Below are 24,914 nucleotides of genomic sequence, written 5' to 3' on the forward strand. Positions count from 1 at the left end.
TCACTCACCCAGATATTGAATGGTAATGTGGTATTTAAAGGCGTGCTGTTCAACGCTGACAGGCTCGCGTTTCCCCTTGCGCTGCAGATAGGTTATCTCCGTCACCAGCGCGCCGCGGGCATCGCGCAGCTCACGTTTATCACCCTTGTCGATGAGGGTCCAGCCTTTTGGCAGCAGCGGCTGCCAGTCGCTAATCGGCCAGTGGCTCAGCATTACGTCTGCCAGCACCTGACTCGCCGGCGGCAGCTGCGGCACGACGATCGACTGTTCGGTGTGCAGCCCTGTCTCATCGTAGGTCAAGAGGAACAGGCGGATGCCGACGGAGGAGAGCCCCGCCAGGGTCAGCCTTTTATCGTCGGCGTTGAGCATCACCAGCAGCGACTGGGTCTTGCCGTTAAAGCTGCCGGTCAGCAGCTGCTGCACGTTGACCGCCGGGGCGATCCCCGGCTTTGGCAGCGTTACGCGTGCGCCCGGCTCAAGCCAGGCCTGGGGGCGGCCCTGGCGTTCCGGGGTCGAATGGCTACAGCCTGCGAGGGTGAAGGCAGCCAGCAGGGCGACGGCGCGCCAGAAGGGAGAGGTTATCATCGTTTTTCCCGTTTTTTGTCCGGCATGGCTAGCGGCGCGAGCAGGTAGGCGGTGAAAATACCGCTCACCAGCACGAAGCCGAAACTGCTGATAGCCTGGGTGGCGCTGAAGATCAGCATGCCAAGGGTTAATAGGGTGGTCAGCATCGCAAGGGTAATCGCCAGCAGGGAGGTCAGCGGCGTACCGCGCGGGTTACTGAAGAACAGGGTGTAGTTGATGCCGATGCCAAGCACCAGCACCAGCGCCAGCAGCGAAAACAGGTTTAGCGAATGGCCGCTGAACGACAGCGCGGCCAGCCCGCAGCCGAGCGACAGTACCGATGGTACCAGGCTTATCAGCCCCTTGCGCAGGCCCAGCCGCGCCACCGCGCCGCAGGCGATCACCGCCAGCGCCACGCCGAGCAGCCCGGTCAGCAGGATCCGGTACTCGGCAAACAGCGCATCGAAGGTCAGCTTACGATCGACCCACGCCACGCCGGGCTGCTTCGCCGCCAGCGCCGCCAGCGCATGGCTGTCGCTGACGCCGTCCGCCGGAATCAGCACCCCGCTGGCGCCGTTCGGCAGCGTCAGCCACATCAGGCGCCAGCCTTCGCTGGCCGGGCTTTGCAGCCAGGCGTCGACGCTGACGGTCATCGGGCTGAGGTCCGGCGCGACGGCGCTGAGCCCGGCGCTTTGCAGCGTATGCTCGACCGTCGGCGCCGCCTCGCGCAGCAGCTGAAGATCCCGCTGCTGACGCGCCAGCGAGTTCAATGGCACGCTGCGGTAGCGCTGCAGTATCCCGTCGCGCTGCGCCGCCTCCAGCGCCGGGATAAAGGCCTCCATGCGCGTCAGGGTTTGCTCCGGCGTATCGCCGTAAACCACAAACCACTTCTGATCGACGCTCTGTCCGGTCAGGCGGGTGATGGCTTTCTCCTGTGCCAAGATCGACGGCGGCAGCGCCTGTAGCTGCGAGATATCATCATTGACTTTCAGCTGCGCCAGCCCGGCGAGGGAGAGCAGCGTCAGCGCCGCCGGCAGCCCAATGCGCAGCCGGTTGTCGCGTCGCCAGGCCGCCAGCCAGCGCAGCAGCGGCACCATGGCGGGTACCGGACGCACCGGCAGCCCGCGGCAGAGCCACGGGTGCCAGAGCAGCACCGTCAGGCAGGCGGCGCTCAGGCCGACGGCCGCGAATACCGCCATCTGGCGAATCCCGGGGAAGGGCGCCAGCATCATGATCAGGTAGGCGGCAACGGTGGTGAGCAGCGCCAGCAGCAGGGCGCTGCGTACCTTTAGCAGGCTTTGCCACGGCGTATTCTCTGCGCCGTGGACCATCCGTTCGGTAAGGTAATAGAGCGTATAGTCAGCCGAAATGCCGATGATGCTCATGCTCATCACCAGCGTCATCAGGTGCAGCTCACCAAACAGCAGCAGCGTCACGACGCTGCCCGCCAGTGCGCCGATGCCAATGGAGATCAGGCACAGCAGCAGCGGGCGCAGGGAGCGGAAGGTGATCACAATCAGCAGGATCACCCCCAGAATGGTCGCTATGCCGAGGGTCGAAATATCGCGTTTGGCCTGCTGGCTGGCATAGTCGCTGTAGAACACCGTCCCACGCGCGAGCAGCCGCGCCTGGGGATAGCGGGCCTGAAGCTCGCGCTCAAGCGTGTTCAGCGTCGTCACCAGCCGGTGAGTTTGCTGCATATCGAAGGAGTTGCCCGCCAGTTCGCCGTGCAGTAGATACCAGTAGCGGCCGTCCTCGTCCTGGGTCATCAGCCAGCCGTCCTTCAGCTGCAGGCGCTGGCTGTTCTGCGCCATGGCCAGCTGCGATCCGCGCATCAGCATCAGCGGATCCTGGCTGAGTTCTTTGCCGCTCACGCCGGAAAACGCCGAGTAGATCTGGGCCAGGATCCACTGCGCCTGCGCTTCGCCGCCGTTTTGCAGGCGCGCGCGGGTGGCGCTGTCGATCAGCGCGTTGCGGTGAGTCCAGAAGAACTCGCCCCAGGCCCGCTGATCGGCCGCGTCCAGCGGCCCCTTCACCCCGCGGAGCGCCGGCGATTTTTGCAGCGCGTTAAGCCACGCCTGCGCCACGCTGGGATCGGCCGTTTTCCCCGGGCTTACCAGCCATACCAGCTGGCGATCGAGGCGCTGCATAAAACCGTCGTTGAGCGCCGGGGGCAGCGTCCCCAACGCGTGCGTGGGCAGCATTGCCAGCACGCTGCTGTTGATGCGCGACTGCGGTAGCAGTGCGAGCAGGGTGCCCAGCAGCGCCAGGCACAGTATTCCCCACAGCAGCGCCGGGCGGCGAGCCTTATTGGGCGGCAAAGCGTTGGCGTTCGTCATGGGTCAGCGTTGCGGGCGTCAGTTGGTGTTGAGAGAGCGCGATATCGGTGCGATCGCCCTGTTTATCGTTCAGCTGGATGGTGTCCAGATAGGTGTTTCCCGCCAGATCGATAGTGGCGAAGATCTTATCCAGCGGCGTGGTGACAGGCGTTAGACGCAGCGTCCAGCGGCCCTGGCCCCGATCCTGGAAATCAATGCGGAAGTTCTGCTCCAGCACCTTCCGGTCGGCCTGGAACAGGGCACGCAGCAGATGGTTAAACTGGAACATCTGCGGGTTATCCTCCGCGGTGATCACCTGCGGCGGCTGGTGATTGATCACCTGTACCATCCGCGTGTCATCGAGCATCAGCCGCATCGGGAACGGCGTTTTCTGATCCCACAGCAGGCCGGTGTCGCGGGCGATCAGCATCTCGCCCTGCGATCGCAGGGGCTGAGGCAGCCCTTTAATCGTCCGGGTCTGCTCGAAATGGGCGCGCACCACCGGCTGTTCGGTAAAACGCTGCTGCAGGTCGTCCAGGGTGACGGCGCTGACGAACGGGCTCACTAGCAGCAGGATAACGGGCCAGAATCTCATGGTGTGACTCCCATACGTTCAAACAGGATCGCCGGGCTGACGAAGCACATCTCCCGGCTTTGCTCTTCCACCGCCACTTGAATGGTGTAGCCGGTGGTGGTGCGCTTGCCGCTGGCGGCGTCGAAAATCTGATAGCCGATGCGCAGGCGGTTCTCAAACTCCTCCAGCGTTGCGCGCACGCGAAAACGCTGCTCAAAGGTCAGCACGTCGCGGTACTTCACCCGGGTGTCGACCACCGGCCAGACGTAGCCGGAGGCTTTCATCTGCCGGTAGCCGTAATCAAACTGGTTCAGCAGCGCCTCGCGGGCGATCTCAAAGTAGCGAAAATAGTTGCCGTGCCATACCACGCCCATCATATCGACGTCGTGAAATGGGACGGTCAGCTCAACTTCGGCGGTAAAGCGGGGATCGCTCAGCACCCTTTACTCCTTATCGGCGGCCTCTGGCAGCTGCCAGAAGTCAAAAAAGTTAAACCAGTCCAGCGGCGACAGCAGCGCGTAGTGTTCGAGGCGCGCGGCGTAGCGGTGGATGGCCTGCTCCAGCGCGGCCTGGCGCTCGGCTCGCGGCAGCAGGAGCGGGTCGGCAAACGCCTCGCAGTGGATATGCAGCCTGCCCTGTTGATACAGGGCGAAAATCAGCAGCACCGGGCAGCGCAGAATTGAGGCGAGAATAAACGGCCCCTGGGCGAATGGCGCAGGCTGGCCCATAAACGGACTCCAGGTCACCCGGAAGTCGCCGCCGCGCTGTGGGTTGACCGCAACGCGATCGCCGACGATAGCGACCCATTCACCGCGATCAAGCTTCTCTTTCAGCATAATAGCGGTTTCCGGGCCAATATCGTTCACCGGCAGCAGATTGACCCCGGCCTGCGGCGCCATCTCTTCCATTATCTGCTTAAAGCGCTGGGCGTTTTCACTGAACACCAGCGCGTTGATGGTGATGTCTCCCCTCATGCTCGCCAGCGCCCGGCAGGCTTCGATATCGCCGAGATGCGAGGCCAGCAGCAGTTTACCCTGGGGCTTATCGAGCGCCAGCGCGGCTTCGGCGCCGGGGGCGAACACCACGTCGCGCCCAAAGTGCAGTTCGCCGCGCCAGCCGGCGACTTTATCCAGCATGGCGTTAGCGAAGCGCAGGAAATGGCGATAGCTGTTAAAGGGTTTGGGGACCGGCATCTGGTGCAAGGCGAGCTGCCGGCGTACGCGCGCCAGCCAGTTCTGCGAGGCGTGACGGGCGCGGGCGGCGGTCAGCCAGTAGACGCCCACCACCGGCCAGAGCAGAACGGTAAAGGCGTTGCGTCCGAGCCGGCGCCAGACGGCGAGCATAAAGCGCATGCCCCACAGGCCCCTGACCTCTTTCTGCTGCGCCCAATGCGCCGTCCGGCGGCGGCGCAGCAGGGAAGGTATGCGCGGCAGCATGCCGAAGAACAGCCGGGCGTGCATCAGGGAGATGCGCAGGTTGTCTTTCAGGGCGTCGAAATGCGACAGCCCATCAGCGGGGTAAGTCACCCGGGTGGGCAGAAAATGGCTGGTGTTACCCTGCCAGTAGAGGCGCACCATCACCTCGATATCGAAATCCATACGCTTGCCGATATTCACCTGGTCCGCCAACTGCAGCGTCGGGGCGACCGGGTAGACGCGAAAGCCGCACATGCTGTCTTTAAGCTGTAGCGAGAGGGTCTCTATCCAGACCCAGACGTGAGTAATCCAGCGTCCATAGCGTCGCGAGCGGGGGATCGACGCATCATAGATCGGCTGGCCGGAGATCAGCGACTGTGGGTGCTGCTGTGCCAGGGCTAGCATGCGGGGAATGTCTTCAATGGCGTGCTGACCATCGGCATCGACCTGCACCGCGTGGCTGAAGCCCTGCTGCTGTGCCGCCTGTAGGCCGCGCATCACGGCGACGCCTTTACCCGCGTTCTGGGCGAGGCGCAGCAGCGTCACGTCGGGCCGCGCTGCTGCGAGGGTTTCCAGCGCCGTGCGCGTGGCCTCGTCGCTGCCGTCATCGACAATGATGCACGGCAGGGAGAACGGCGCGAGGCGCGCCAGCACCGTCGGCATCATCGCGCCGTGGTTATAGCAGGGGATCAGCACGCAGGGGGAGAACGCTACGGGCATAGTCGAATCTTCCCACTGCTGGCGGTGTGGCGCGCGTCGCCCTCATGGCGCTGGAAGCTGAAGCTCAGCGTCTGCTTTGCCGGCAGCCAGTGCAGCGCCAGGGTGACGGTGGCGCCGGGCAGTAGCGGCGCCTGAAACTTTACGTTCTGAATGCTGTGAAAATGAAAGCCTGGCGCCAGCAGGGTCGTGGCATAGTGCATCGCCCACTCCAGCTGGGCGACGCCGGGTAGCAGCGGTTGAATCGCAAAATGACCCTGAAACCAGAAAAGGGTCGGATCGAGATAGAGTTCGATCTCCATCGCTCCACCCGGCGCCTGCAGGCGCTTAATTTCATGCGGTTTCATCAAATAACTCCTGTAGCTGGGCATAAACGCGCTTGTTCATACTGTTGACTGGGATCTCATCCAGTACCCGCCAGTAGCGGGGGATCGCCACCGGCTCAAGCCATGGCCGCAGCGCCCGGCGCCATGACAGCGCCAGCGCTTTGCCGTGCGTTTCCTGCCAGCGCTGGCGGAGCGCATCGTCAAGAACCAGCAGTACGCCAATGCCCTGGCGCCCTCCGCGGGTGATGGACAGGGCCGCCGCCTCGCGAATGCCATCGAGGTCGGTCAAGCGCCGCTCTATCTCGCTCAGTGAAATGCGTTTTTCTTCAATTTTCACCACGCGTCCGCGACGTCCGGCAAGGCAGAAGCGCCCGTCGTCGCCGAAGCGCAGCACATCGTCAAGCAGCAGGCCGTCAGCGTCGGCAATCAGGGGGGATCTCGCGCGGAAGGCGTCGCCTTCCGGCGTTATTTGCACGCCGGGGAAGGGGAGCCATGGGACGCTGTCCCGCTGGCGGTGACGCCAGGCGAGGATCCCGGTTTCGGTGCTGCCGTAAATCTCATCCGGCCAGATGCCGAGCCAGCGCTGCGAGCGGGTAACGTCGCTCCAGGGCAGCATGCCGCCTGCCGAGAGCAGCATGGCGAGCGGCGGCGGCGTCAGCTGGTGATCGAGACGCTTAAGGAACGCCGGGCTGCTGACGAAGAGATAGCGGTGGCGCGGGCTAAGCGCCACCAGCTGTTCAGCGTAGTGGGTCATCGCAGCGTGCAGCGGCAACCCCAGCGCCATCGGTAAAAAGATGCGGAAGGTCAGGCCGTAGAGGTGCTGTGGCACCACGGAGGCGACTACCCGGCAGCCAGCGAGACGCCCGGCAAAGCGGGCGCCGAGCAGCGCGGCTTCCGCATCAAGGGCGGCGATGGACTTCACCACCCGCTTAGGCTGTCCGGTAGAGCCGGAGGTGAACAGCGTCACAAAGGCATCGGTGGGTATCGGCGGTAGCGCGGCGGCGGACGTACGGCCGTCGTCAGCCGAGTGAACCCGCAGGTGCGGGCCGTGCCAGTCCAGAGGGCTTTCGCTCAGTACGCCGTCGAACAGCGCGCGCTGTTCGTCCAGCAGCGAGGCGCGGCAGTGGCCGGGAATCACCGGGGTTTTCCCCGCGTGTAGCGTCGCCAGCAGCGCCACGATAAACAGATAGCTGTTCTCAAAGCACAGCGCCCAGCGCTGACCCTCCTGCTCACGCAGGGTCGCGAGCAGCGCGGCAACATCGTAGCGCAGCTGGCCCAGCGTCCAGCTGCGATCGCCAAGCCAGGCGATGACGGTTTCGTCACTGCGCGAGGCGCTGAGCCACTGCGACAGGGGAAGCGTCTGATTCATTGAGTATCTCGTTTCATGACCCGGCGGCGAACCAGCCATTCGCCGACCATCAGTGTGCCCATCAACAGATAGGAGACCATACCGTTCCAGGCGGTCCACATCCGCATATCGCCATACAGGGCAGTAAAGAGCGCGATAGCGCCGTTAAAGAGGAAGAAGAGGCACCAGATCTGCGTTACGCGGCGGGTGTAGCGGACACCCTGCGGCGGGAGATCGGGGGTACGCAGACGCGCCAGTCGCTCGACGAGCGGCATTGCGCTCCACAGGGAGCCGCCGAAGACGCTGAGCATCACCGCATTGACGACCACCGGATAAAACAGCAGCAGCTGGTGGGTTTTCAGCAGCGCGCTGGCTGCGCACAGCACAATCCCCGCCAGCGCCACGCTCTGCATGACAAAGCGCATCGGCCCGGCGTTCCGTCTCGCCTGGCGTAAGCGTAAAACCAGCAGCAGCGCCAATACCGGCAGCAGCCAGCGCAGCGCGTTGTGCGCCAGCCCAAACCAGATAATAAAGGGCCAGGCCAGCAGCAGCGCGCCGGTCGCTACCTGAATGACGGGTAGCCCTCTGAAGCCTCGCATGGGATCAGGCGTCTTGCATCAGGCGCTCTACGGCGTCGACGACATCCTGCACCGTACGGACGGCTTTAAACTCTTCCGGCTTGATTTTCTTGCCGGTTTTCTTCTGTAGGTGGACTATCATGTCGACGGCATCGATGCTGTCCAGCTCCAGATCCTCATACAGGCGCGCCTCTGGCGTGATGTCTTCCGGGGCGATTTCAAACAGTTTAGTGAGAAGCGTGGCGACTTCCTGGTAGATAGCGTGTTGTTCTGTCATAGCGGGCTCGTTATCAGGCGCGTTGTGAATGAATAAAAGCGGCCAGCGTCGCCACGGAGTAGAAATGCTGGCGCATCTCTTCGCTCTCGGCGGACAGGACGATGCCGTACTGATTTTTCACCGCCAGACCCAGCTCTAATGCATCGATAGAGTCCAGACCTAACCCATCCCCGAACAGCGCGGCATCGGTGTCGATGTCATCGGTGCTCAGCTCGTCCAGATTTAACGTGTTAATAATGAGATTTTTAATTTCAAGGTAAAGCGCTTGCATCATTAATTCCTGAAAGAGGTGTTTCAACGATTTGTAATTTATTTAAAAGATGCCGGTTAAGCTGCCTTGCCGCCAGCGCCGGTTCTTGTGTTTTCGCATCATAATAATCGGTAATGTAGAGCCGTTCACCCACCGTCACGGTAAACCGCGGTTTGCTGGGGGGCACGTTATACCATTTGCTCTGTTTATCGAGTAGGCGTTCGCTACAGCGAATCGTCACAATGCGCAGGTCGCTGTTACAGCGTATGGCGATATTGGCCGCGCCGCGCTGCAGCGACATGTTTTCTCCCGGACGGGTACGGGTGCCCTCCGGAAAAATGAGAATGGTGTCGCCCTGCGCCAGACGCCGTCGGCTTTGCGGCAGCAAGGCGTCAGCCTGGCTATTGACCAGGTAGTCCGCGGCGCGGATAACGCCGCTGATAAAGGGGTTGCTCAACAGGGCGCTCTTCACCAGACAGTCGGTTTCCGGCATCACGGAGGCGATAAGCACGTAATCGATCAGCGTCGGGTGGTTCGCCACCACCAGGCAGCCTTGTTCCTGACGCAGCAGCGCGGCTCCCTCGATGTGGTAATCCAGCGTCCCGGTCAGCCTCGCCACCCGCAGAAAGAAACGGAAACTGAGGGAGATGCTGCGCCGGGCGATGCGCCGACGGGTATTATTGTTGCGCACCACGAGTAACAGGAGGTTAAACCAGACCAGCGACAGCAGCAACCCACCTACGCCAAACAGCGCGAAGCACATTCCGGTCATCAGCAGACGCCAGAATTGACCGAGGCGGGTGACCAGACTCATTGCGCGCGGCTCCAGCGCCACTGCCGGTTATCGCCGGCCAGCGTAAAGCATGGGGCATCATTAAGCACATGCTGTAAAAACAGCAGGCTTTGCGGCAGAGCCGTCTCTGCGCTGTCGTCTGCGCGCCGCGAACTGCACCGCAGCGCATCACCGGCTTCAAACACCAGCGCGACGGCGTAGGCCCAGGTCGGCATCTGTGTCGGCAGCTGCGGGTGATAAAACGCCGGTAAATTACCGTCAAAGTCGACCATCAGCACGCGCTGATAGCCCGCCTGCAGCAGGCAGATGACCTCGCACAGCCCCTGTTGAAACGTATCACGCCCCGCAGACAGCGATGAAGTGACCACCGGGTGCTTCGCCGCGATGGTCAGGTTGCCGACCGCGGCGTTGTGTACCGACATGGTGAAATCCGTGGGCGAGACCGCCTGTTCGGTCGCCAGCGCCTGCAGGATACGGTAGTTGCGCTCCAGCTCCCCATGGCGGCTGGTGTAGAGCACCGCGTCGATGTCATGCCGGCGCAGCATGGCCAGGCCGCATTCGACGGCGAGTTTGCTGCCGGAGCTCAGTCGCCGGGCGGTCATCATCGGTAGTTCAGTCAGTTTTGCCTGAGTCGCGCGGGGATCGATGGCAAAGGGCTGCTGTGACCACTGCTGCCACTGTGACGTTTCGCTCAGTCCTGGCGCTCTCGCCTGCCAGTCGATAAGGTTTAGTGCAAATTTCATCAACGCATGTCCGCGGTAAGTCGCGGCCCAAGCAGCATCAACCTTGACGCTGAAAGCCGCCGAATATTAACGTTTCTCGCATATTAATAAAGTATGCCCAACGCCGAGATTATCGAGGCGCTGTTCTACCCGGAAACCGGCTATTTCCAGATAGCGATAAAACTTTTCAATGCTGTAAAAACGGCTGTTGCCATTGGCCAGACAGGTAAAATAGAGCGATGAGGCGTTCAGGCTAAACGCGGCTGCTTCAAATCTCTGCGTATCCCAGAAGAGCTCCATGATGCAAAGTCGGGCTCCGGGTTTCATCACGGCGGCCATACGCGTCAGCATGGCGATAATCTGCTGCGGAGAGAAGCAGTCGAGGAACTGGCTCATCCACCAGATATCTGCCTCGCCGGGGAGCGGCGCATCGCTAAGCATATCCACGGCGTGGAAGTCGATGCGATGTGATAATCCTGCATCCTTAACATGCTGGCGGGCAAGCTCAATTTGCGGAGGCAGATCGAGGATCGTTACCGCGACGTTTTCGTCGTATTGACAGCAGCGCAGCGCCCACTTACCGGTATTTCCACCGACATCGTACAGGACTCCGGGCTGACTTGCGAAGATATGCGGTAGTACGGCGTTAAATGCGACGTCAGAATAGTAGTGATCGAAGGCAAACCAGCTTTCCCGCGCCGGGGATGGTAGCTGCGACAGCACCGGGTAGATGGTCTCGGCGTCGCTGAAGACTTTGAGCCCGGAGGGCTTCTCCGTCTTTAAGGCCTCCTCCAAGAAAAAAAGCCCCTGATAGCAGACGTCCTGAGTGAAATCCATATTCACCCGCGTCATTGCGTCGTGCAGCAGGAAGTGGCCCACTTTCGACAGGTAGTAGCGTTGATCCTTGCTGATGACGATACGGCCACTGAGTCCCATATCAAGCAGGACACTCACCGCATATTCGCTCAGCGCGCCGTTAGTGACGATGTCGTCGAGCGTTGCCCCCTGCGTTCCTTGCCGATCAAGATAGGCTAACACCCCGGTATTTCGCAGGTTGAGTGCGGTTTGAAACAACATGGGCGCAAATGCAATGCGCTGCGCTTCCGTGATGGCGTCGAGGGCGCTGAGAGAGTCCTTATCGTACATAATATAGGTAGCTTATCCTGAGCAAAAAGTCATCAGGCCATTGCTGGCCCAACGTTAGTGCAAATTATTGAACCGCGCCGGAGGCGAGATTGAGCTGAATATCTTTGTTGAGGTTATGCACCCAGCGATTATAGGTTTTGTGAATTTGACCGCCGGAGGCTTTCAGGTTGAGGCTGCTGTCGTATTGGATGCTATAGCCGGTAGCCGAGTAGGTGATGCGCACTTCGGCAACGTGGCCGCGGCTCTGTTGACGTGCATGAATTACGCCTGGACCCGCCGCGTTCATGACCCACTGGCGCTGTACGCCCGCTTTAAGAATGGCATTTTTAACCTGAGCTTCGGTATGACCGGCGCTGACGGTTGACTGTACGTTATCAATCGGTACGGTGCGCGCGCAGCCTGCCAAGGCTCCCATGACCGCGAATGCGGCTACCCATTTAGCTATTTTTTTCATATATACTCCGTCTTTGTATTATAAATCCGAATTACACATATTGTATCACTTTGATGTAAATAAAAACAAATATTAATATCAATACACATTAAATTTGGGATTACTCCCAAGAGGGATATAGGTATTAACAATGCTTTTCCATAAATGTATTGATGAGATTACTCGAGGGCGTAATGGCGCCTCAGCGGCGGGTGGGGGATATTAACCGGGTGATATAATTTGATTTCTGGATGGTTAATAGCGCTTTGACCGTTGCTGTTTTCCCCCGAGGCTTTTGGCTTTGTTTTGATAAAAGATTTTATTCTTTTGATATCAGAGGTTTCATCTCATCGTATGTTGCTTTCTATCTGGAATATAAGGCTGCAAATATTTTCGTCGCGCGGTAGATATCTTTGACGGTACGCGCGTAGGCGAGAGACTTTAGCACGCTAATGAGGCGGTGTTCGGTGCGTCGGGCCTCATGCCGGATGTTCCCCTGTGGGAACCTAGGCAACCTGCCGGAAAATCCTAACCGTGGATGGCTCGATAAAACGGGCTGTCTACCGTCATTTCATTATCCTGCCAAGGTTATAATTGTGGGGGTGGCGCCGGCTCAGTTTTTTGATGAGTTAATTTGCAGCGATATTTTCGGGTGGTGTGGAGCATATTGACTGCATTTTTATTGTCGCGCTGAGTTAGGCCGCCGTATTGGTTATCAACAGCCGAGGGGGAGCGACATGCGAGTCGGTGTCCCTGAATCATCCGGGCTATAGTAACCATCAGTTTCCACAACCTATCGAACGATGGCTCGCGACGATCCGCGCGATGGGGGATGGACTCTTATCCCGCCCTTACTGACTGCTGACCCCACCACCTACGGGCCGGATGTCCATGGCCCGGATAGCGTAAAATCATTCATGGGGAGCCGGTCAGGTCATCAGATCGGTGCGAGGCCTTGGGCTATTTTGCCGGTGCCCTGCCTCACCGTTCCCGCGACCCCAGAAGCCTGAGCGGCCGTTTTGGCGGCGAGGCGTTTATCGTCTTGTGCGGCGCAGAACAGACCTGTGGCGTATTGCGCGGCTGGGTAAGCTCGCGAAACGCTAGATTACGGCAGCGATCGGGCGTTGCCGGGGCATCTCACCGTCGATATCGGCGGTATGCCGCTGCCCCGGCAGAGCGTGATCCCGCCCGATTTCGATGCCCAGGTGCATCATGTCGATAAGAGGCTATATCAGGCGAAGAACCGTGGCCGTCGCTGTCTAAGGCGCCGCGAATTGAAGACGCAGCAGGAGGTGACGCCGCCTGCGCAAGAGCGCCTCCGTGCGCCCGTTTGGTGAGAGGCGCTTTCTGGCTCGCTATTCTGTTCTCCTTTATTCGCCTTGCGTTAGCTGAATACCGGCAATAGGTTGAGCGCCTTGCCGAACCAGCAGGCGATGACCAGCAGGCCAAACAGGATCACTAGCACGGGGATGACCTTGCCACCCCAGACGGTAAACAGCTGCTGCGGGAACTTCTGGCGTGATTTCAGCCCGAGGATGGCGGGCACGATGACCGCCCAGATGGTGGCGCATAGCCCGGCGCCGCCGATCCCATAGAGGAAGCCGTTGGGGAACAGCAGATAGAGCAGCGCCGGCGGGATGAAGGTCAACAATACCGTCTTGAGGCGGCCGACAGACGAATTGTCGATGTTAAATAGATCGGCCAGGTAGTCGAACAGCCCCAGGGTGACGCCGAAGAAGGAGCTGGCGACGGCAAGGTTAGAGAATACCAGCAGAAAGAACTCGATCACCCGGCCCGGCGTGGTGCCGATGAACGATTTCACCAGTGAGTCGACGTTGCCGCCCGCGGCGATGATATCTTTAAACGCCTCGCGCGGGATGTTGCCCATGGTGCAATACAGCCAGAACAGGTAGATCACCAACGCCAGGAGCGAGCCGAAGACCAGGCTCTTGATCAGCTTATCCTTACGCTTGCCATAGCAGATGATCAGGCTGGGAATATTGCCGTGGAAACCGAACGAGGCGAGGCAGACCGGCAGCGCCATAAAGATATAGGGGAAGTAGTGGTTGCGCTGGTCCATGCCGGCGGTCGCGTCGGTGAGGGTGGCGTAGTCGACGCGGAAGAAAAACGAGCCGAAGACGATGACGAAGGCGAGGATCTTGATGCCGAGAAACAGTGAGGTGATCCGGCTGGCCGCCAATGAGCTGAACCAGAGTACCGCGCCAACGAACAACGCCGTGGCGATGCCGACCAGGCGAGGATTAACCTGATGGCCTAGCTGCATGGCGATGGTTTCGCTGAGGATCGCGCCGTTGGCGGAGATATAGGCATAGGTCAGAATATACAGGACGAAGGCAACGGTGATGCCGTTAATGATATTCCAGGTGTTACCGAGGAGATCTTTGGTGATGGTATTGAAACTGGAGCCAATAGGGTAATTTAAATTTGCCTCGAGTAATAAGAGCCCAGAGTGTAGCATGGAAAACCAGGTGATGATTAAAATAAAAGCACCCCAGAAAAACCAACTGCCGGCCAAATCGACGGGTAAGGCAAACATTCCGCCGCCGATAACGGTGCCGGCGATAACCATAATTCCCCAAAATGCAGAATGCTTGTTTTTAAACTCCGGCTCCATAAGATTCTCCTCTTATTCAGAGCGTGATGATTTCTTGTTGGCGGAGAAGAGCCTACGCATGGTGCGCAGGCCCCTATTTTTGGTTTAGACTTCTTTTAATTTGGCGGTGAAGTGGCGGAGCACCTTCGGTTCGTAAATAAATTCCAGTCCTTTAATATTTTTGGCGCTCTGCTTGATCTGTTGGAATGCCTCGATAATAAAGTCCATGTGCGTCTGGGTATAGGTGGCGCGCGGAATGGTCAGGCGCAGCAGCTCGGCGGGGCAGGGCAGCTGTTGACCGGTTTTCGGGTCGCGGCCGAGTAAGAAGGAGCCGATTTCGACGGCTCGGATACCCGCAACCTTATACAGTTCACAGGCCAATGCCTGGGCCGGGAACTGCTCGGCGGGGATATGCGGTAACAGCTTACCGGCATCGACGAAGGCGGCGTGGCCCCCAGCCTGCTGGCAGGTGATGCCGATCGCCTCCAGCCCATCGACCAGGTATTGCACCTGGGTGATGCGGTAGGCCAGCCAATCCTGGTTCATGCCATCGTGTAGCCCGACGGCCAGGCGCTCCATGGCGCCCCCCTCCAGGCCGCCATAGGTCGGGAAGCCCTCTTGCACCACACACAGCGTGCGGCATTCGGTGTAGACATCGAAGAAGCGCTCATCTTTAAAGCACAGCAGGCCGCCCATCGGCACCATGGCGTCTTTCTTCGCCGACATGGCGAGCATATCGGCAAACTTGTAGGTTTCGCGGGTGATCGCGTCAATGCTCCAGTCGCGGTATTCCGCCTCGCGTTGCTGGACGAAGTAGGCGTTTTCGGCGAAGCGGGCGGAGTCCATCACCACCGGAATCTCGTATTTCTGCGCAACGGCGTACATCGCCTTCAGGTTGGCGATGGAGACCGGTTGGCCGCCCGCCGAGTTACAGGTGATCGTCGCCACGATATACGGTACGTTGTTGGCCCCGACCTCGCGGATGCCTTGCTCCAGCTTGTCGATGTCGAAGTTACCTTTAAAGTCATGGCGTGCGGCGGTATCGAAGGCCTCTTCGATGTAGACGTTGCGGATAGTGCAGCCGTTGATCTGGCTATGGCCCTGGGTGGTATCGAAGAAATAGTTGGAGAAGGCCACCATCTTGTTTCTATCCAATCCCTTCTCTTGCTCACGCTTCTTGATCAGCACCGGAATATAAATTTGCTCGGCGCCGCGCCCCTGGTGGGTGGGGATGGTGTATTGATAGCCAAAGATCTGCTTAACGGCGTCGACCAGCGCGTAGTAGCTGCGGCTGCCGCTGTATGCCTCGTCGCCGCGCATCATCGCGGCCTGCATATTCTGCGTGACGGCGCCGGTGCCGCTGTCGGTCAGCAGATCGATAAACACGTCTTCGCTATCCAGCAGGAAAGGGTTCATCCCCGATGCGGCGATCGCCTGCTCGCGATGCTCGCGAGTCGTTCTTTTTACCGGTTCAATAACGCGAATACGGAATGGTTCTGGTAAATGTTTAAAGTTATCCATTTTGCTCACCCTTTTAAATATACAGGTAGGGAGTGTTCTTTTCCGGCGGAGAAGAACACTGTAGATAAATAAAATATATAGCGAAGCGGAGCGGACATAATAAAACAGTTATGCCGTGGTGCACGTTCGCATAGAGTCAATCCCGCATGGCGTTATCCTATGCGAGTTTGCCAAAGGTGTCAGGATGGGAGATTAGGAAAAGAATTCGACGAGGATGGTGTCGAGATTAAACCACTTGCTAGGAATATTTGTTTCACATAGTTTTTTCATGATATGCAAACATCCTTAGTGAACGCTGTGACTATAAAATGCACACGGCGACTTTATTTGTCTATTGTTATATTGGTTAATTGTGATGGGATTCACGCGCCATAATTTAACTCAGGTATTTTTCAGGCCAAGCCGGTGTGGCGGTTATCGTTGGCATGGCGGGGTAATTTCTTGGGTGATCATCATCGGTGGAGCACCGCGGGGAATATGACGCCGCGTCGCCCCCACCCTGTATAGCGCCTGTTATGTCACACCAGTTTTTGAGCGGGCGGGCGCGGCGTGGATCGTGCTGGTTCCGCCGCCGATATTGCTCAGGGGGATAGCGAAGTGTTGGCGCAGTGGAGGGATAAAGGCGCGGATGTTGGCATCGCTGCGCGGCGGCGGTCTGCTCCGGGTCGCGGCGGCGGATCTCAGCGCTGCGCTCCCCGCTGCGCCTGCTGCTGTAGCCAGCCGATAAAGGCGTCGATTTTGGGCCACTGGCGTCCCGGCAGGGTGGTGGCATAGTAGTGCTGATGGCACTGTAGCGCCATTTGGCCGAAGGGGGCGATCAGCTCGCCGCTGTCGAGCCGCTTTTGCACCAGCCGCTTACGCCCCATGGCCACCCCGATATGGTTCATCGCGGCGATGACCGCTAGATCGGAACGGTCGAATCCAATGCCGGCGGCGGGCGGCAGGGGGACGGCAAAATGCTGCGCCCAGCCGAACCACTCATCGGTGCCGGAATCGTTGCTCCAGGCCTGCCTGTCGTGCAGCAGCGTACAGTGCTGCAGATGGTGCGGCGCGTTTAGCAGGTTGAACTGCCGGGCGTAGTCGGCGCTGCAGACGGGGAGGATGGCCTCATCCATCAGGAGATGGTGGCTCAGCTGTGCCGAGGGGGCGTCGTCAAAATAGATGGCCACATCAACCCCCGACCACTGCAGGTTGACGTTGTCATTGCCGGTCAGGATCGTCAGCGAAATCGAGGGGTAGCGCCGGGCAAAGTCGCCCAGGGCGGGCACCAGCCAGCACTGCGCGATGGAGGGGCGGGAGTAGACCGTCAGGGTGCCGGAAAGACGCTGGTTTTTGATGTCCAGGAGCTCCTGGTTCAGGACATCCAGCGATGACTTTAGCGCCCAGTATACCCGCTTGCCCTCCGGCGTCAGCTCGACCTTTCGGTGCGAGCGCACGAACAGCAGAATAGCCAGATCGGCCTCCAGCTGGGTGATCTGATGGCTGATGGCGCTGGGACTCAGGGAGAGCTCGGCCGCGGCCAGGGCGAAGGACTGGTGACGGGCGGCGACCTCAAAGGTATGGAGCTTGGCAAGCTGCCAGCCGTTAAGGGGGCGGTTTCTGACTTCTCGTAGCGATTCCATGGCGTCATCAGGCAGGGTGCGAAGGAAGGGAGTGTAAAGAAATTTGCTGCATATTTCATCATATTGATGAGCGTTTCTGACTTATTTTCTATTCCCAGCGTTTTATTTGATGTCGGTCACGCCATTGCATCTGTTTTCCTCATGTGAGCCGCCAATTATATCGTTTGTCAGCCGATGCGGTTTCTTTGTTCAATAGCACCGGGTTAATTACAGGGTAAGGTGAGATATGCACTCGCAAATTTGGGTTGTGGGCACGCTGCTGATCAGCATCGTGTTAATCGTACTGACTATCATAAAATGTAAACTGCACCCGTTTCTGGCCCTGCTGCTGGCCAGTTTCTTTGTCGGCACCATGATGGGAATGGGGCCGCTGGATATGGTTAACGCCATTGAGAGCGGTATTGGCAGCACGCTGGGGTTCCTGGCGGCGGTGATCGGCCTGGGCACCATCCTGGGCAAGATGATGGAGATCTCCGGGGCGGCAGAGCGTATCGGCATCACCCTGCAGCGCTGCCGCTGGCTCTCTACCGATGTCATTATGGTGCTGGTGGGGCTGATCTGCGGCATTACGCTGTTTGTGGAAGTGGGCGTGGTGCTGCTGATCCCGCTGGCGTTCTCCATTGCTAAGAAGACCAACACCTCACTGCTGAAGCTGGCGATCCCGCTGTGTACCGCGCTGATGGCCGTGCACTGCGTGGTGCCGCCGCATCCGGCGGCGCTGTTTGTGGTGAATAAGCTGGGCGCGGATATCGGTACGGTGATCGTCTATGGTCTGCTGGTTGGCTTAATCGCCTCGTTGGTCGGCGGGCCGCTGTTCCTGAAGCTGGTCGGCAACCGCCTGCCGTTTAAGGCGATCCCGGCAGAGTTTGCCGATCTGCAGGTGCGCGATGAAAAGACGCTGCCCTCGCTGGGCGCCACGCTGTTTACCGTATTGCTGCCGATTGCGCTGATGCTGGTAAAAACCCTGGCCGAGCTGAATATGGCGAAGGCGGGATCGCTGTATACGCTGCTGGAGTTTATCGGTAATCCGATAACCGCCATGTTTATCGCCGTCTTTGTCGCCTATTACATTCTGGGGCTGCGTCAGCATATGGGGATGGGGACGCTGCTGAGCCAAACCGAAAATGGCTTCGGCGCTATTGCCAATATCCTGCTGATTATTGGCGCAGGCGGTGCGTTTAACGCCATTTTAAAAAGCAGTGGCTTGGCGGACAGCCTGGCGCTGATCCTCTCTAACCTGCATATGCACCCGATTTTGCTGGCCTGGCTGGTGGCGCTGATCCTGCATGCGGCGGTGGGGTCGGCGACGGTGGCGATGATGGGGGCCACGGCGATCGTGGCGCCGATGTTGCCGCTGTATCCCAACGTCAGTCCTGAAATCATCGCGATCGCCATCGGCTCCGGCGCGATTGGTTGCACGATCGTTACGGACTCGCTGTTCTGGCTGGTGAAGCAGTACTGCGGAGCAACGCTGAACGAAACCTTTAAATACTATACGACCGCAACCTTTATTGCGTCGATTATTGCCCTGGCAAGCACCTTCTTGCTCTCTTTCATTATCTAAGTATCAAGAGACGTATGATGACGAACATTAATATGACCTCACTTATTGCCCAGTATCCGTTGGTGGCCGATCTGGTGAATTTACGGGAAACCGTCTGGTTTAACCCGGCGACGACGACGCTGGTGGAAGGACTCCCCTATGTTGGTCTGACGGCGCAGGACGTGCAAGATGCCCACGATCGCCTGGCCCGCTTTGCCCCTTATCTGGCCAAGGCGTTTCCGGAGACGGCGGCGACCAACGGTATCATTGAGTCCGAACTGGCGGCGATCCCGGCCATGCAGCGGCGTCTAGCGCAGGAGTACGGCCAGCCGATCGGCGGTCAGCTGCTGCTGAAAAAAGACAGCCATCTGCCGATCTCCGGCTCCATTAAGGCCCGCGGCGGCATCTATGAGGTGCTGGCGCACGCAGAAAAGTTGGCGCTGGAGGCCGGTCTGCTGACGACGGATCAGGACTACGGCATCCTGCTTACCCCGGCGTTTAAACACTTTTTCAGCCAGTACAGCATCGCCGTTGGCTCCACCGGCAATCTGGGCATGTCTATCGGCATTATGAGCGCCAGCCTGGGCTTTAAGGTTACCGTTCATATGTCGGCCGATGCCCGTGAGTGGAAGAAGGCCAAGCTGCGTAGCCACGGTGTGACGGTGGTGGAGTATGACGAGGACTACGGGGTGGCGGTAGAGCAGGGACGTAAGGCGGCGGAGTCCGATCCCAACTGCTTCTTTATCGACGATGAGAACTCCCGCACCCTGTTTTTGGGCTACGCGGTGGCCGGCGAGCGGCTGAAGGCGCAGTTTGCCGCGCAGGGGCGTACGGTCGATGCCGATCATCCGCTGTTCGTCTACCTGCCGTGCGGCGTCGGCGGCGGTCCCGGTGGGGTCGCGTTTGGCCTGAAGCTGGCCTTCGGCGACAACGTACATTGCTTCTTTGCCGAGCCGACCCACTCTCCCTGCATGCTGCTGGGGGTGTATACCGGTCTGCATGACGCCATCGCCGTGCAGGATCTGGGGATCGATAATCTGACGGCGGCGGATGGACTGGCCGTTGGCCGCGCCTCTGGCTTTGTGGGGCGGGCCATGGAGCGCCTGCTGGACGGCTGCTATACGCTCGACGATCAGAGCCTGTATAACATGCTGGGCTGGCTGGCGCAGGAGGAGGGCATTCGTCTGGAGCCCTCGGCGCTGGCCGGTATGGCGGGACCTGTCCATGTCTGCGCCTCGGCGGAGTATCCGCGGATGCACCACTTCGGCGAGCAGCAGCTGGCGCAGGCGACCCATCTGGTGTGGGCGACCGGCGGCGGCATGGTGCCTGAACGCGAGATGGCGCAGAACCTGGCGAAAGGACGCTGACGCGCGGGCGGCTGTCCGGCGGCGTTTCGTTGCCGGGCGGCCGCGCTTTTAACGCCCTGCGGCGTCGGTAACGCGGCGCCGCCGTTTTTCGGTTTACGGCCTCGCCGCGATCATTTTTTGCCCAGGCGGCCTGCCACCCTTTCCAGCTTTATCATTAAACAGAGCGTAATGGCTACCAGCACAATTGTCAGCGCCGCGCCGTCGGCAATATTGCCGCGGTCGGTCAGGCTAAAAATAGCGACGGGCAGTGTGGACCACCCCGGCGGGTAAATCATCATCGTGGCGCCCAGCTCCCCCATCGAGAGCGATAAGCTCAGCGCCAGCGCCGAGATCATCCAGGGCATCAGCAGCGGCAGCGTGACGTGGCGCATACGATACCACGGCGTTGCGCCGAGGCTGGATGCCACATGTTCAATGTCTGCCGGCAGGCGGGCTAACCCCGTGGAGACGTTGCTGAAGGTAAAGGCCGAAATCAGTACAAAGTGGGCGGCCAGGACAATCCATAGTGTTCCATTCATCTGTAGCGGCCCTTGGCTGAACGCGACCAGAATCCCCAACCCCACGGAGACCGAGGGGATAGCGCTTGGCAGGTAAAACGCTAGGCTGAGCCATTTTTGCGCCCTGGCGCTGTATTGGCGCAGGGCCAGGGCCGCCCATACACCGCACAGCAGGGCAAACAGGCTGGCGCAAAAGCCGACCACCAGACTGGCCAGCAGGGCGTCCCATGCGGCGCCGCGAAACGCATTCACAAAGTGCATCAGCGTGAATCCGCTGGGCAGAATGCCGTTCCACTGCTGGCTGAGGCTGGACATCAGAATGACCAGCAGCGGAAGAAAGAAGATCACGGTAAAGAGCGTCGTTGCCACGACGCCGGCGGCGATGCGCCCTTTGCGAGACCAAATCAGCATGGTTGGCTCCTTAGGTGGGTGCGCGAGACGGCCAGGCGATACAGGGAAAACAGCCCCAGCGAGAGCAGAATATTGATCAGCGCAATCATACAGGCGACGCCGTAATCCGACTCCAGGATGGCTTTGCTGTAGACCATCATCGGCAGCGTATTGACGCCCTTGGCGCCAATAAACAGCACAATGCCGAACTCATTGGTCGTGAGCAGCAGGCACAGGCTGCCGCCCGCCAGCAGGGCGGGCAGCGCCGCCGGAAAGATGACTCGGGCTATTATCTGGTGCGGGCGGGCCCCCAGGATGCTGGCGGCCTCCAGCTGACTTTTGTCGATTTGCCGCAGGGCGGCCATCAGCGGGCGCATGACCAGGGGGGTAAAAACGGTTATCTCGGCGAGGATCACCCCTTGCAGAGAGTAGAGAAAGCTTACCGGCGGTAGCTCAAAGCCGAACAGCTGCATCAGCGTGCCGTTGAGTAACCCGGCGGAGCCGTAAATAAAGGTAAACGCCAGGGTGATAAGGAAGGTTGGCAGGGCGATAAACGTATCGACGACCCGGCCGATCAGCTCGCTTCCCGGAAAAGGGATAAAGACCAGGATAAGCGACAGCACACTGCCCAACAGAAGGCAGCCGGCGGTGGCGAAAAAGGCAATTTGCAGGGTATTGATCAGCGCGCCGGTAAAGCGCCTGGACTCCACGACCTGCCAGAGGCTCTCCAAGCCCATTCCCCCATGAGGCGTGCTCAGGGCCTGCTCTGCAATGAGCAGCAAGGGGTAGAGAAACAGGGTCGCCAGCACCAGCAGCGGCGGCGCCAGCCAGCGCAGCGGGCGCAGCACGGGGCGGGATCTTTCCAGTGTCATAAAAAGCGACATCGTTATACCTCAATGAGAACCGCATCGTCAGGCTCAAACCACAGCGCCAGGCTGTCACCGGGCTGTGGCATGGGGCTGACCTGGGTCATGACTATACGTACGGACTCTCCCGCCACATCGCACAGCAAATGGGTTAAGTCGCCCTGCCAGTGTACCGACTGCAGCGTGGCGTTCAGGCGGTTGCTGTTCGCCGTGCGCGGCGCCAGGCTGATATGCTGCGGGCGAATGCACAGCAGTTTGTGGTATCCATGCTGACCGCCTCGGCTAAAGGCATTGATGATGGCGCCTGCGCAGCTTACGCTGACCATACCGGGCGTCGGGGTGACGCTCAGGGCCGTAGCCGGGATAATGTTCGCCCGCCCGAGGAACTCTGCCGCAAAACGATTGGGGGGGTGGTGATACAGCGAGCGGGTTTCGCCGTGGGCTATCATGGTGCCGTCTTTCATTATGCCTATCTTATCCGCCAGCGTGAGGGCTTCGGTCTGATCGTGGGTGACATAAAGGATGGTCAGCTCGGGCAGCTCTCGGTGTAAGCGGGCTATTTCTTCCACCATCGTGTGGCGGATCTGCGCATCCAGCGCTGACAGGGGCTCATCCAGCAGCAGCACGCGGGGGCGCACGGCAATCGCCCGGGCAATGGCTACGCGCTGCTGTTGGCCGCCGGAGAGCTGGTGGGGATAACGGGCCGCATAATCGCTCATCCCGACCGTCCTCAGCGCGTCGTTGACGCGATCGTTAATCAGCGCTTTAGGCTGCTTTTGTGCGCGCAGTCCAAACGCGACGTTATCCTCTACCCGGAGGTGGGGAAACAGCGCATAGTTTTGTACCACCATCGCCAGACCCCGTTTATACGGCGGCAGGTGGGTAACGTCGGTACCGCCAATGACAATACGTCCGCCCGTCGGCTGAACAAAACCCGCCAGCGCCCGCAGCACCGTCGTTTTTCCCGAGCCGGAGGGGCCGATCAGCGCCAGGACCTCGCCTGGTTCAATGGTCAGTGAAAGCGGTTTAAGAACTACGTTGCCGTGGTATGCCACGCGCAGGGCGTCAAGGGTAATACCGGAGGCGCCCTGCTGCGCCGGTGTTGGGATAGCGGTGGATTTCATCAGCATAATGCTTACTCGCTATCGGTCACTTTATGCCAGCGGGCGATGTCGGCTGACAGCGAACGCGCGACCTCATCCCAGTCCGGCTGCCAGCTTTTCACGCCCTCAAGCATGGCCTTGGCCATCATATAGTTGGCATCCTGCGGTGACACATCGCCGCGTACCGGCATTCCCCAGGAGAGGGCGCTGACGCTGGTTTGCGCCTCCTTGCTGAGCAGGAAGTTAATTAGCTTTTTGCCGTTCTCGCTTTCCGGCGCACCCTGAACCAGGCCGATGACATACGGAATCGATAATGCGCTGCGCTCCCCCTTGGCATCGGCGGGCCAGAAGATATTTACGTTCGGGTTGCGCTGCATCTGCGCCAGGTTCATCTGTAAGTCGCCGTTGGCGACGTAGAGCTCGCCTTTATTGACCAGGGCGGTGAGCTTGCCGGTCGAGGCAGACGGGCCGATGTTATTGGCCTGCAGCTGGCGGAGATAGTCAAAACCGGCCTCTTTGCTGCCAAAGCTGTGAAAGGCCTGGAGCATCACGGCGGTGCCGTCAGCGGCCTGACCGGGCGTGGAGTACTGCAGCTTGTTTTTGTACTTGCTGTCGAGCAGATCCTGCCAGCGTGCCGGGGCGGTTTTCAGCCGCTGGCCGTTGTAGATAAAGCTCAGGTAGTTTTGCACCAAAGGGGAGTAGCGATCGTTGGCGCCCGGGATCTGCTCCGCGGCATCCGAGGTAAAGCCGGCCAGCAGGTTTTCGGCGGCGGCGCGCTGAATAAACGGCGGGGCGGTTACCAGTACGTCGGCCTGTGGGTTCGTGCGCTCTTTCGCCAGCCGTTCAACCACAACGCCGCCGCCGCCCTCCACGTAGCGGACGGTGATCCCGGTCGCTTGGGTAAATGCCTTAAATTGCGCTTGATACCAGCTATTGTCCCCATCATGTAAACCATCGATAGAGTAAACCGTTACCGTAGAGCCTGCCCATACCGGCGCGGCGGCAAGGGTGAGAGCGGAGAGCAGTGCGAGTCGGGAGCGTTTCATCGAGATAGCCTCATTGCATGCGTTAAACTCATCTGGCCTATACCAGATTTTCGCTGTTACGCTAAACGGCTTTTATGACAATACGATGAAGGCACGCTATTTTTCGCCGCCGCAGCGGCAGAGCGCGGGCGGCGTTGGGGAGACTAAGGGGCGGTATCTACCTCAATGCGCAGGCTGTCGTGACGCCAGTATTCGATGTCCAGATCGAGTATGCGGCCATATTGGTCATAGTTGAGGCGGCGTAGCAACAGCGCGGGCCGCCCCTCCATCACGCCCAACGCCTGGGCGGCCTGAGGCGGCATCGCCGTGGGGTAAAATGACAAATGCATGCTGGTATAGCGCAGGCCGTAGCGCTTCTCATATATCTCCGTCAGGCTGCCGTTGAGATCGTATTGCAGCAGTTCGGGCACCCGGGCCGGCAGGCAATGGTTTTCGCAATAGCAGATAGCCCGATCATCGGCATAGCGCAGGCGGGCCAGCAGGTAAATTTTATCAACGGACTGCAGCTGTAGCGCGGCCCGTGCTCCCGCGGGTACATCGGTCACTATCCCATTGAGTAGCCTCGTTTTTGGCTGGCGTCCCTGCTCACGGCAGAGCCGATGGAAATTGGTGTTTTGGGTGGGGTCCAGCCATAAGCGCTCCGGCGTCACGAACCAGCCTCGCCTATCGGCACGCCAAATGATCCCGCTGGCCTCTAACTGCGCCAGGCTTTCTCGGATGGTAATGCGCGTGGTGTTAAAGCGCGCACATAGCTCACGCTCCGAGGGCAGCTTATCGCCGCTGCTTAATGCGCCGTCCCGAATACATGCCTGCAGTTCGGCCTTAATCAATAGATATTGAGGTGTCTCGCCGGGAATAGATTTCATGGTGACTCACTGCCGTTT

General features: G+C 59.7%; 24 protein-coding genes. 2 read left to right on the plus strand and 22 right to left on the minus strand.

Annotation, left to right across the window (positions count from 1 at the left end):
- The 17 genes from ETEE_RS12245 to dsdC form a co-directional block, all read right to left on the minus strand.
- The gene (locus ETEE_RS12245; RefSeq protein ID WP_034171852.1) at positions 1 to 585 is read right to left on the minus strand and encodes a DUF3261 domain-containing protein; all 585 of its coding nucleotides are present in this window, start codon (positions 583 to 585) and stop codon (positions 1 to 3) included.
- Positions 582 to 2,903, minus strand: a complete 2,322-nt coding sequence (locus ETEE_RS12250; RefSeq protein WP_034171851.1) for an MMPL family transporter — start codon at positions 2,901 to 2,903, stop codon at positions 582 to 584. The genes ETEE_RS12245 and ETEE_RS12250 overlap by 4 nt, the downstream gene beginning before the upstream one ends.
- Positions 2,872 to 3,477, minus strand: a complete 606-nt coding sequence (locus ETEE_RS12255) for an outer membrane lipoprotein carrier protein LolA (RefSeq protein ID WP_034171850.1) — start codon at positions 3,475 to 3,477, stop codon at positions 2,872 to 2,874. Before ETEE_RS12255 ends, ETEE_RS12250 begins: the two co-directional genes overlap by 32 nt.
- Positions 3,474 to 3,896 (minus strand): acyl-CoA thioesterase, encoded by a 423-nt coding sequence (locus ETEE_RS12260; protein ID WP_012847695.1) that lies wholly within the window; start codon positions 3,894 to 3,896, stop codon positions 3,474 to 3,476. Before ETEE_RS12260 ends, ETEE_RS12255 begins: the two co-directional genes overlap by 4 nt.
- A gap of 3 nt (positions 3,897 to 3,899) precedes the next feature.
- Positions 3,900 to 5,591 carry a glycosyltransferase family 2 protein gene (locus ETEE_RS12265; protein WP_034171849.1) on the minus strand — a complete coding sequence of 564 codons (1,692 nt, stop codon included), beginning with the start codon at positions 5,589 to 5,591 and terminating at the stop codon, positions 3,900 to 3,902.
- Positions 5,582 to 5,935 carry an ApeI family dehydratase gene (locus ETEE_RS12270; RefSeq protein WP_034171848.1) on the minus strand — a complete coding sequence of 118 codons (354 nt, stop codon included), beginning with the start codon at positions 5,933 to 5,935 and terminating at the stop codon, positions 5,582 to 5,584. The genes ETEE_RS12265 and ETEE_RS12270 overlap by 10 nt, the downstream gene beginning before the upstream one ends.
- On the minus strand, positions 5,922 to 7,283 hold the full coding sequence (locus tag ETEE_RS12275) for an AMP-binding protein (RefSeq protein WP_034171847.1): 1,362 nt from the start codon (positions 7,281 to 7,283) through the stop codon (positions 5,922 to 5,924). The genes ETEE_RS12270 and ETEE_RS12275 overlap by 14 nt, the downstream gene beginning before the upstream one ends.
- Positions 7,280 to 7,861, minus strand: a complete 582-nt coding sequence (locus tag ETEE_RS12280) for a COG4648 family protein (RefSeq protein WP_034171846.1) — start codon at positions 7,859 to 7,861, stop codon at positions 7,280 to 7,282. The genes ETEE_RS12275 and ETEE_RS12280 overlap by 4 nt, the downstream gene beginning before the upstream one ends.
- A 4-nt stretch (positions 7,862 to 7,865) precedes the next feature.
- The gene (locus ETEE_RS12285) at positions 7,866 to 8,117 is read right to left on the minus strand and encodes an acyl carrier protein (RefSeq protein ID WP_034171845.1); all 252 of its coding nucleotides are present in this window, start codon (positions 8,115 to 8,117) and stop codon (positions 7,866 to 7,868) included.
- A gap of 13 nt (positions 8,118 to 8,130) precedes the next feature.
- Positions 8,131 to 8,388 (minus strand): phosphopantetheine-binding protein, encoded by a 258-nt coding sequence (locus ETEE_RS12290; RefSeq protein ID WP_034171844.1) that lies wholly within the window; start codon positions 8,386 to 8,388, stop codon positions 8,131 to 8,133.
- Positions 8,369 to 9,181: a lysophospholipid acyltransferase family protein gene (locus ETEE_RS12295; protein ID WP_034171843.1), complete on the minus strand. Its 813-nt coding sequence runs from the start codon at positions 9,179 to 9,181 to the stop codon at positions 8,369 to 8,371. The genes ETEE_RS12290 and ETEE_RS12295 overlap by 20 nt, the downstream gene beginning before the upstream one ends.
- The gene (locus tag ETEE_RS12300; protein WP_034171842.1) at positions 9,178 to 9,903 is read right to left on the minus strand and encodes a beta-ketoacyl synthase chain length factor; all 726 of its coding nucleotides are present in this window, start codon (positions 9,901 to 9,903) and stop codon (positions 9,178 to 9,180) included. Before ETEE_RS12300 ends, ETEE_RS12295 begins: the two co-directional genes overlap by 4 nt.
- A 66-nt stretch (positions 9,904 to 9,969) precedes the next feature.
- Positions 9,970 to 11,028: a class I SAM-dependent methyltransferase gene (locus ETEE_RS12305; protein WP_034171841.1), complete on the minus strand. Its 1,059-nt coding sequence runs from the start codon at positions 11,026 to 11,028 to the stop codon at positions 9,970 to 9,972.
- Between the two features lie 64 nt (positions 11,029 to 11,092).
- On the minus strand, positions 11,093 to 11,482 hold the full coding sequence (locus tag ETEE_RS12310; protein ID WP_034171840.1) for a hypothetical protein: 390 nt from the start codon (positions 11,480 to 11,482) through the stop codon (positions 11,093 to 11,095).
- Positions 11,483 to 12,845: 1,363 nt separating this feature from the next.
- Positions 12,846 to 14,096 carry a low affinity tryptophan permease TnaB gene (tnaB, locus tag ETEE_RS12315; protein ID WP_034171839.1) on the minus strand — a complete coding sequence of 417 codons (1,251 nt, stop codon included), beginning with the start codon at positions 14,094 to 14,096 and terminating at the stop codon, positions 12,846 to 12,848.
- Positions 14,097 to 14,180: 84 nt separating this feature from the next.
- Positions 14,181 to 15,596, minus strand: coding sequence for a tryptophanase (gene tnaA, locus ETEE_RS12320; protein WP_034171838.1), 1,416 nt, complete (start codon positions 15,594 to 15,596; stop codon positions 14,181 to 14,183).
- A 680-nt stretch (positions 15,597 to 16,276) separates the two neighbouring features.
- A complete protein-coding gene (gene dsdC, locus ETEE_RS12325) occupies positions 16,277 to 17,218 on the minus strand; it encodes a DNA-binding transcriptional regulator DsdC (RefSeq protein WP_034171837.1) in 942 nt (313 codons plus the stop codon).
- A gap of 226 nt (positions 17,219 to 17,444) precedes the next feature.
- Here dsdC and dsdX point away from each other — a divergent pair, with 226 nt between their 5' ends.
- Both dsdX and dsdA read left to right on the plus strand, forming a co-directional pair.
- Positions 17,445 to 18,782 (plus strand): D-serine transporter DsdX, encoded by a 1,338-nt coding sequence (gene dsdX / locus ETEE_RS12330; protein ID WP_034171836.1) that lies wholly within the window; start codon positions 17,445 to 17,447, stop codon positions 18,780 to 18,782.
- 17 nt (positions 18,783 to 18,799) lie between these two features.
- Entirely contained in the window at positions 18,800 to 20,128 is a 1,329-nt protein-coding gene (gene dsdA / locus ETEE_RS12335) for a D-serine ammonia-lyase (protein ID WP_034171835.1), read from the plus strand.
- A gap of 110 nt (positions 20,129 to 20,238) precedes the next feature.
- Here dsdA and phnV read toward each other — a convergent pair whose 3' ends face one another.
- The 5 genes from phnV to phnR form a co-directional block, all read right to left on the minus strand.
- Complete coding sequence (gene phnV, locus ETEE_RS12340) at positions 20,239 to 21,036, minus strand: 2-aminoethylphosphonate ABC transport system, membrane component PhnV (RefSeq protein ID WP_034171834.1); 798 nt, start codon at positions 21,034 to 21,036, stop codon at positions 20,239 to 20,241.
- Positions 21,030 to 21,899, minus strand: a complete 870-nt coding sequence (phnU, locus tag ETEE_RS12345) for a 2-aminoethylphosphonate ABC transporter permease subunit (protein WP_034171833.1) — start codon at positions 21,897 to 21,899, stop codon at positions 21,030 to 21,032. Before phnU ends, phnV begins: the two co-directional genes overlap by 7 nt.
- Positions 21,900 to 21,901: 2 nt before the next feature.
- A complete protein-coding gene (gene phnT / locus ETEE_RS12350) occupies positions 21,902 to 23,011 on the minus strand; it encodes a 2-aminoethylphosphonate ABC transport system ATP-binding subunit PhnT (RefSeq protein ID WP_034171832.1) in 1,110 nt (369 codons plus the stop codon).
- A 5-nt stretch (positions 23,012 to 23,016) separates the two neighbouring features.
- Complete coding sequence (gene phnS / locus ETEE_RS12355) at positions 23,017 to 24,030, minus strand: 2-aminoethylphosphonate ABC transporter substrate-binding protein (RefSeq protein ID WP_034171831.1); 1,014 nt, start codon at positions 24,028 to 24,030, stop codon at positions 23,017 to 23,019.
- Between the two features lie 143 nt (positions 24,031 to 24,173).
- Complete coding sequence (gene phnR / locus ETEE_RS12360) at positions 24,174 to 24,896, minus strand: phosphonate utilization transcriptional regulator PhnR (protein WP_034171830.1); 723 nt, start codon at positions 24,894 to 24,896, stop codon at positions 24,174 to 24,176.
- Between the last annotated feature and the right edge of the window lie 18 nt (positions 24,897 to 24,914).

This window comes from Edwardsiella anguillarum ET080813, from assembly GCF_000264765.2.
Lineage (GTDB): Bacteria > Pseudomonadota > Gammaproteobacteria > Enterobacterales > Enterobacteriaceae > Edwardsiella > Edwardsiella anguillarum.

Bases quoted from the DNA above. Each gene is read 5' to 3' on its own strand.
- ETEE_RS12245 (WP_034171852.1), bottom strand. From the start codon at position 585: ATGATAACCTCTCCCTTCTGGCGCGCCGTCGCCCTGCTGGCTGCCTTC.
- ETEE_RS12250 (WP_034171851.1), bottom strand. From the start codon at position 2,903: ATGACGAACGCCAACGCTTTGCCGCCCAATAAGGCTCGCCGCCCGGCG.
- ETEE_RS12255 (WP_034171850.1), bottom strand. From the start codon at position 3,477: ATGAGATTCTGGCCCGTTATCCTGCTGCTAGTGAGCCCGTTCGTCAGC.
- ETEE_RS12265 (WP_034171849.1), bottom strand. From the start codon at position 5,591: ATGCCCGTAGCGTTCTCCCCCTGCGTGCTGATCCCCTGCTATAACCAC.
- ETEE_RS12270 (WP_034171848.1), bottom strand. From the start codon at position 5,935: ATGAAACCGCATGAAATTAAGCGCCTGCAGGCGCCGGGTGGAGCGATG.
- ETEE_RS12275 (WP_034171847.1), bottom strand. From the start codon at position 7,283: ATGAATCAGACGCTTCCCCTGTCGCAGTGGCTCAGCGCCTCGCGCAGT.
- ETEE_RS12280 (WP_034171846.1), bottom strand. From the start codon at position 7,861: ATGCGAGGCTTCAGAGGGCTACCCGTCATTCAGGTAGCGACCGGCGCG.
- ETEE_RS12285 (WP_034171845.1), bottom strand. From the start codon at position 8,117: ATGACAGAACAACACGCTATCTACCAGGAAGTCGCCACGCTTCTCACT.
- ETEE_RS12290 (WP_034171844.1), bottom strand. From the start codon at position 8,388: ATGCAAGCGCTTTACCTTGAAATTAAAAATCTCATTATTAACACGTTA.
- ETEE_RS12295 (WP_034171843.1), bottom strand. From the start codon at position 9,181: ATGAGTCTGGTCACCCGCCTCGGTCAATTCTGGCGTCTGCTGATGACC.
- ETEE_RS12300 (WP_034171842.1), bottom strand. From the start codon at position 9,903: ATGAAATTTGCACTAAACCTTATCGACTGGCAGGCGAGAGCGCCAGGA.
- ETEE_RS12305 (WP_034171841.1), bottom strand. From the start codon at position 11,028: ATGTACGATAAGGACTCTCTCAGCGCCCTCGACGCCATCACGGAAGCG.
- ETEE_RS12310 (WP_034171840.1), bottom strand. From the start codon at position 11,482: ATGAAAAAAATAGCTAAATGGGTAGCCGCATTCGCGGTCATGGGAGCC.
- tnaB (WP_034171839.1), bottom strand. From the start codon at position 14,096: ATGGAGCCGGAGTTTAAAAACAAGCATTCTGCATTTTGGGGAATTATG.
- tnaA (WP_034171838.1), bottom strand. From the start codon at position 15,596: ATGGATAACTTTAAACATTTACCAGAACCATTCCGTATTCGCGTTATT.
- dsdC (WP_034171837.1), bottom strand. From the start codon at position 17,218: ATGGAATCGCTACGAGAAGTCAGAAACCGCCCCCTTAACGGCTGGCAG.
- dsdX (WP_034171836.1), top strand. From the start codon at position 17,445: ATGCACTCGCAAATTTGGGTTGTGGGCACGCTGCTGATCAGCATCGTG.
- dsdA (WP_034171835.1), top strand. From the start codon at position 18,800: ATGACGAACATTAATATGACCTCACTTATTGCCCAGTATCCGTTGGTG.
- phnV (WP_034171834.1), bottom strand. From the start codon at position 21,036: ATGCTGATTTGGTCTCGCAAAGGGCGCATCGCCGCCGGCGTCGTGGCA.
- phnU (WP_034171833.1), bottom strand. From the start codon at position 21,899: ATGTCGCTTTTTATGACACTGGAAAGATCCCGCCCCGTGCTGCGCCCG.
- phnT (WP_034171832.1), bottom strand. From the start codon at position 23,011: ATGCTGATGAAATCCACCGCTATCCCAACACCGGCGCAGCAGGGCGCC.
- phnS (WP_034171831.1), bottom strand. From the start codon at position 24,030: ATGAAACGCTCCCGACTCGCACTGCTCTCCGCTCTCACCCTTGCCGCC.
- phnR (WP_034171830.1), bottom strand. From the start codon at position 24,896: ATGAAATCTATTCCCGGCGAGACACCTCAATATCTATTGATTAAGGCC.